The following is a 6,150-nucleotide window of genomic DNA, read 5'->3' on the forward strand; positions in this document are numbered from 1 at the left end:
CGGACCCGCGGCCTGCCCTGAGTTCCGAATAGCCGTCCGTTACTTCGAGGTTGTGTGGCAACCCCTTCGTCCGCACGATGGTGTTGGTTTCCGTATAGGCCGGCAGGCTGCCGACGACCGCTCGTCCGCGTGCGTCGGTCCACACGATGCCGGCGGGCGTGCTGATGCTTACCCCGGAGACCCGGTCGGCCGAGATCACCCCGAACGTGTCGCCCACGGGATAGGGCGACAGCGTCACGCCTTCGCGCGTCGCGACGATGCCGCCCTGGATCTGGCCCGACAGCGCGCCGCTGCGGCGTTGCGCGCTCGCGCTGAGCGATGTCTGCAGATAGCGCGGCCGCAGGCTCAGCGTGCCGTAGGCGCGTTCGCTGTGCTTATGCTCGCTGCGTTCCGCGCCGATGTTGTAGCTTGCGTAGTCGTTGATCGTCTGGCTGGCGCCGACACCGCCACGGACGACGCCGCTGGTATTGGTCAGATACGTATTGATCCGTGCGCGTCCGAGCGGAAAATTCAACGACGAGAATATTGCGGTTCCGCTGCTGCCGCCGCCCGAGCCGAATGACCGGTCGAGACTGACGGACAGGTTGGCACGGCCGAATTGCCGCGTCCACGACAGGGCGGTGTGCTCGCCGGTAACGCCGACATAGGTCGAGAAGCGGTTGTAGGAAAACGTCAGCGCGCCCATCCTGCGCGAGTTCCAGTTCATGGACGACGACAGCATGTCGCGGATCCGGTAGCTGCGCATCACGTTCCAGTACGGGGAATGCCGGACCGTGTCCGGGATGTCGTACAGCGTGTCGCTCAGTGAGTGGAAGCCCGGCGTCTGCCGGTTGCCCAGCACGGTCAGCGAGAGATCCTGCGGGAGTTGTGCCGACAGCGAAATCGCCATGCTCGCGCCGCGTTCGCCGAGTCGCGGCGCGTTGCTCAGTTGCAGCGTCGTGCTGGCCGATGCACCGGTGTCGCTCACGGGCATCGCGTGTGAAACGCCGACCGCCTGATGGCGCGAGGATACGATCGCCCCCGCCGTCAGGCTCGACGCCTTGCCGACATTCCAGTGCTTGGCGATCGATGCGACCAGCGGGCGCGCCATGCTGTCCGGCGCGCGATAGACGAACACGCGCCCGATCGCGAGCGACATGCCGGGCGGGGCCGATCGAGGCGCGGGCAGCGATGCCGGCGACACGGTGAACGTGCGCCGGTTGCCGGCGTCGTCGACCAGCGTCACGTCGATCAGCGAGGTCCGGTCGATGAGCGGGACGTGACGCAGGCGAAACGGCCCGGCGGGCACCATCGTCGTATAGATCAGCACGCCCGCCTGCCGGATCTCGGCGCGTGACTGCTGGATGGCGACGCCCTGGATCTCGCTGCCCGTATCCGACACCGACAGCGCATTGTCGGGCATGATCTGGACGCCTTCGATCGGGGTGCCGTCGACGACAGGGTTGTTGAGGACGATCTGGCCGGCCTGCAGCATGTAGCCGGCGTCCACGTAGGTCTTCTGCGCATACACATATGGCATCTCGAATGCGGAGGCATGCTGTTGCCGCCAGTAATTCTGCTGGCTGCGCACGATCCAGTCGCCCGCATTGAAGCCGGTCTCGGTGTTGCTGTAGAAGAAAGTCGAGCCGCCCCCGCTGCTGCGGTTCACCGTGCCCATCACGTTGTAGTTGAGGAGGGCGCCCAGGCCGCCCGACGACGCGCCGTCCCCGGGGCGCGGCTCCTCGAGCGCTTCGGCGGGCACGACGATGGCGAGCGCGTCGCGTGCCGCGTCCGCGTCGATTTCGATGCGGGGTTCGAACCGGCGGTAGTCGAAGCAATCGTCCGGCGCCGCGGCATCCGGCGCCGCTGCCGGCGGCGGGTGGGCCGGATTTGCGGGGAGCGCGACGTCGGCGGCCATCGCGGCGACCGGCGTTTGCTTGTCGACGTGTGCGAGCGTGTTCGCTTCCGTGTCGGGCGTAACGGGTGTATCCGGCGTATCCGACTGGGTGCGCTCGCGCCAATGCACGCGTTCACGGCCCGATGCGAGATTGATCAGGAATTCGAATGGGCTGAACTGATGCGCCGGCATCAGTGCTTCAGGCATCTTGAGACGGGCGCGCGTGATCAGGTGCCGGTCGAAGCAGACGTTGCCTTGCGGGTCAAAACGAACGTTGATGGTGCCGTGGGGGCGACCATTGACCGATATCGTGACGCGATGCATGCCGCCCACGAAGCGCGGCTTCTCGGCGAAATAACTCGCAAGTTCAGGGTCAAGTCCACGCGCCTTTAGCGTCTCGATGTCGAATTCGACATGGCCTGAACGCATGCGGTTGCCGGGAACAGTGTCGGCGACCGAGGCATGGGCGGTGCCGCTGATGATTGAGATAACCATCAGTACTGCGATTAAAGGGTTAGCCGGGTAATTGTGCCGTTTGCCGACGCGTTGCCGGAGCGCGACGGCATATAGATAGGTCATGCTGGAGTTGCATTAGGGATCCAGAAAAGATGCCCCGTATTCTCCATTTGTTTCTGAACGGCTTAAATGGGATGAATCTGAATTTGAATCGTACGCACTAGATTTAGTATGGCCGCGAGCGAGCGGCATTGCCGATCATTCGACGGCGATACGGACAAGGAGCGAATGCGAACTTTGGCGGCGTTGCGATGGAGGGGCGCAAGCCTGGTCTTGCGCTGTCGCGATGCAGGTCTGGGCGGACGAGGCGATGGCGATGGTTGGAATTGTCGGCCGTCATGGTCATGCAATCCGGAGCGCCCATGCGCATGGGCGTGTGATCGTCACGCGCTGGTCGCGCAGTCGCGGTCTGTGCGGGAAGAGGCGGATGCGGAATGGTTCGATGCGTTTGTTGCGGCCGGTCGTGCCTGTATTTGGAGCAACCGCTTCGGCGTCTGACGACGCGCGCGGCTGCGCGCGTCACATGATTGCATTCCGCATCGTCGATGTAGGCGGGCGAGTGTCCCGCGGCGGGCGTGGCTGAAGGCCTCTGGCGACGGTCAATCGTCGTCGTCGTGGTGGTGATGGCGCCAGCCGCGATGCCAGCCGTTGTCGTGCCATCCGCGTCGATAGCGGTAATCGTCGTAGTACGGGCCGCCGTAATAGACCGGTGCCGGCTCATACACGACAGGCGGCGGCGGAGCGTAATAGACCGGCGGCGGGGCTTCGATCACAGGCCCCGGAAAGCCGAAGTACACGCCGATGTCGGCGCGTGCAAACGCGCTGGCCGACACGCTTGCCACGGCGATGCCGACGGCACTGATTAGCAGAAATCGTTTCATCTTCCTTCACCTCGCTCGCGGCCGTTCCGGCGCGCGAGCATGCAGTTCATCCATGCCTGAATGGTACGTAGCGCAGACGGTGCGGGTGATACCGCGTTGTGGCTTCTGTAACAGCTGGTAACACGCCGAGGGCGGCGTCACGATGGGTGGAAGGGCGGCATGAATATGCTGCGGACGTGCGTGAGTAAAAAGCAAAAAGCCCGGCTAGCTTTCGCTAACCGGGCTTCGTAATGCTTGGTGGGGCGTGAGTGACTCGAACACTCGACCTACGGATTAAGAGTCAAACCAAGCGCCTTGTAGGTTACAGGCAATTCCTTGATTTATCAAGAGATTTCGTCACCGGAGATCATCTGCGGTATGTGGAATTTACTCACATAGTCCGTCAAAATTCCGGCAGAAGGGGAGTATTCATAAGGGGCGTTCATGAAGGGATTTTTCGTAGCCAGTTTCAGCTTGAGCGTCGCGACCATCCCTGATCGACCCAGAATCGATAGCCAACCGTCGTGAAAGTGGACCCGAAGAGGCCTACAGCCCTAGGTGGGCGGTTGCCATCCAAGTGACAACCAAAGTACAGACGAATAGACAAACTACTGCGAATACTGCATATTTATACAGTATTCGCGTGTCAACCGGGGGAAATTCGTGCGAACGATCGGTATCAGAGCTGCGCCCAAAGCAGTGACCTTTGTCGTGTTCGACGCGGACGCAGATGCCGTGTTGAACGTGGAAGACATTCGCATACCGATCGCGTTCCACACCCCCGAGGCCTTGAAGTACGTCCGCAATAACCTGCTCGATATCCTGCGCGAGTATGGCATCGAGCGCGCTGGTATTCGTGTGACGGAACCGAGTGCTCAATCGCCCAACATCGCAAGGATTCAGATAGAGGGGGTTGTACAAGAGGCGTTTGCCAGCAGCCTTCTTAAGTCGTATTACGTCGGGCAGATTTCGTCCATCTCCGCACGGCTCGGCATCGAGCGTGCCGACTTCAAACGGTACGTCGATGGCCAGCTCGACTGGCCAGTGGAGAATTGGGCCAGCCTGCGCAAAGAGCAGCGTGAGGCGCTGCTGTGCGCGATGGGAGCCAGTCGTGCTTAAGCCATATAGCAAAGCAGAAGTTTCCTTCGATCTGCGCCAGGAGATTGGACAGGAAGGCGCGAACTCCAATACGTATGTCGCCCACGACGATCAGTTGGATGCTGAGATCGTGATTAAGAAGATTCCGAAGAACTCACTTGACTCAGTCGACACCTTCTTCGAGGAGTCAAGGATTCTGTACCTCAGCAGCCATCCGAATGTGGTGCAGATTTACTATGCATGCCAAGATGCTGACAGCATCTTTATCGCGATGCCGTACTACAGGCGCGGATCGCTCAATGCCTTGATCAATAGCCGATATCTCACTGTCCGTGAGATCGTTGTGCTCGGCTGCCAAATCGCGAGTGGACTTCATAACATCCACTCGAAGCGGCTTGTGCACTTCGACGTCAAGCCGGACAACATCTTATTGTCTGACCGTGGTGAGGCATTGATTTCCGACTTTGGACTTTCGCGGCGGTTGACCACTGCGGGAACGGCCGGGCAAGACCGCATGTACTTCAAGATGCGACCGCCAGAGGCTTACGGGACTTCAGATTTCACACGTGCCTTCGATATCTACCAACTCGGCCTCACTTTGTATCGTATGTGCAGCGGCAATGTTGCTTTCGAAGAGCAGTTTGCGCGATTCGGCACCACGCCGAGCACCTTCGACCGAGACGGGTTCAAGTTTGCAGTGAGGAATGGGCGGTTTCCAGACCGAGACGCCTTTGAAGATCATATCCCCGATCGTCTCCGGCGACTTGTGCGGAAGTGCTTGGAGCCAGCCGCGGCGGATCGCTTCCAGGCCGCGATCGACGTTTCCAATGAGTTGGCTCAGGTCGAGGATCGTTTGGACTGGCAGTTCGAGAGGCAAGGAACGACGCGTATATGGACTAGAGTTGACGGTAGCAAGCGCTACCAACTTACGGTCGATGCTAGCGATACCTCTCTTGCGGAGAAGACAACTGAGTCAGGGCGCACGTCACGGATCACAGGCTACTGCAAAACGGGGATCACCAGTCGCGAGATCCGACGTTTCTTGGGAGAAACCTGATGGCCTCTAAGATCAAGAACGATTCATCTCGATACCTAACTCGCGCGGCGTTGGCTGGCCGCTCCTTGGATTCGAAGGGGGATAAGCCGCCCCGAGCCACCGATCGAGCGCGCGCCGAGGCAGAGCAACGTGACGCCAAGGGGATACTTGATAGTCGATGGTACATCCAGCTCCCACCCAAGCACTGATGGGCGTTTCATCGCCGTTGGTGCGAAGCAGTCAGCATCCCGGCGAAGACTCAGTAGAAACATTCCGTAGATTCTGAGTAAGGGGAAATCTTGGGAAAACGTCGTAGCGCTCCGAAGCAGACGAATGCGTCGCGTGAAACTCAACTGCAGCACGGGGAAATTTGGTGGAAGCGTATATTGATCGCACTCTTAGCAGCTACTGCCAGTGTCGGCTTGATGGCATATCAATCGAACCTCACGCATATCGTAGAGCCTTGGATATCTGACGCCTTCGGGTGGGCCGAGGATCACATCAGACCGATGCCCGATGACAAGCTCATCGGCATTAGTCTTCGGTTTTGGCAGCCCTCCGATACCGATAGAGGGGAGCTTTTTGAAGGTCTGTGGAGCAGCCCCCTGAAACGCCGGACACAGTCACCCACTTACAATAACGGGTAGGCATAAGACTGTGTTTTCGACTAACACCAGGCAGGAAGTGATGGAAGTGTTGACGGGCCCGGAGCGCCGGCGGCGCTGGACGGCGGAGCAGAAGCTGGCGATGGTTCGCGAGAGTTT

Annotated in this window: 4 protein-coding genes; 2 read left to right on the forward strand and 2 right to left on the reverse strand. The window is 60.2% G+C overall.

Annotated elements, in window-relative coordinates; all coding sequences use genetic code 11:
- Both KH616_RS20105 and KH616_RS20110 read right to left on the reverse strand, forming a co-directional pair.
- Positions 1-2,371 (reverse strand): fimbria/pilus outer membrane usher protein (locus tag KH616_RS20105; RefSeq protein ID WP_292250141.1); only part of this gene is annotated, 2,371 nt, incomplete at its 3' end.
- 620 nt (positions 2,372-2,991) lie between these two features.
- Positions 2,992-3,273 carry a hypothetical protein gene (locus tag KH616_RS20110; RefSeq protein ID WP_292250144.1) on the reverse strand — a complete coding sequence of 94 codons (282 nt, stop codon included), beginning with the start codon at positions 3,271-3,273 and terminating at the stop codon, positions 2,992-2,994.
- A gap of 642 nt (positions 3,274-3,915) precedes the next feature.
- On the opposite strand from KH616_RS20110, the gene KH616_RS20115 reads away from it, so the two are divergent.
- Together KH616_RS20115 and KH616_RS20120 are read left to right on the forward strand one after the other, a co-directional pair.
- Complete coding sequence (locus tag KH616_RS20115) at positions 3,916-4,371, forward strand: hypothetical protein (RefSeq protein ID WP_059542628.1); 456 nt, start codon at positions 3,916-3,918, stop codon at positions 4,369-4,371.
- Positions 4,364-5,407, forward strand: coding sequence for a serine/threonine-protein kinase (locus KH616_RS20120; protein WP_059542626.1), 1,044 nt, complete (start codon positions 4,364-4,366; stop codon positions 5,405-5,407). The genes KH616_RS20115 and KH616_RS20120 overlap by 8 nt, the downstream gene beginning before the upstream one ends.
- The last annotated feature ends 743 nt before the right edge of the window (positions 5,408-6,150 follow it).

This window comes from Burkholderia sp., assembly GCF_018375725.1.
Lineage (GTDB): Bacteria > Pseudomonadota > Gammaproteobacteria > Burkholderiales > Burkholderiaceae > Burkholderia.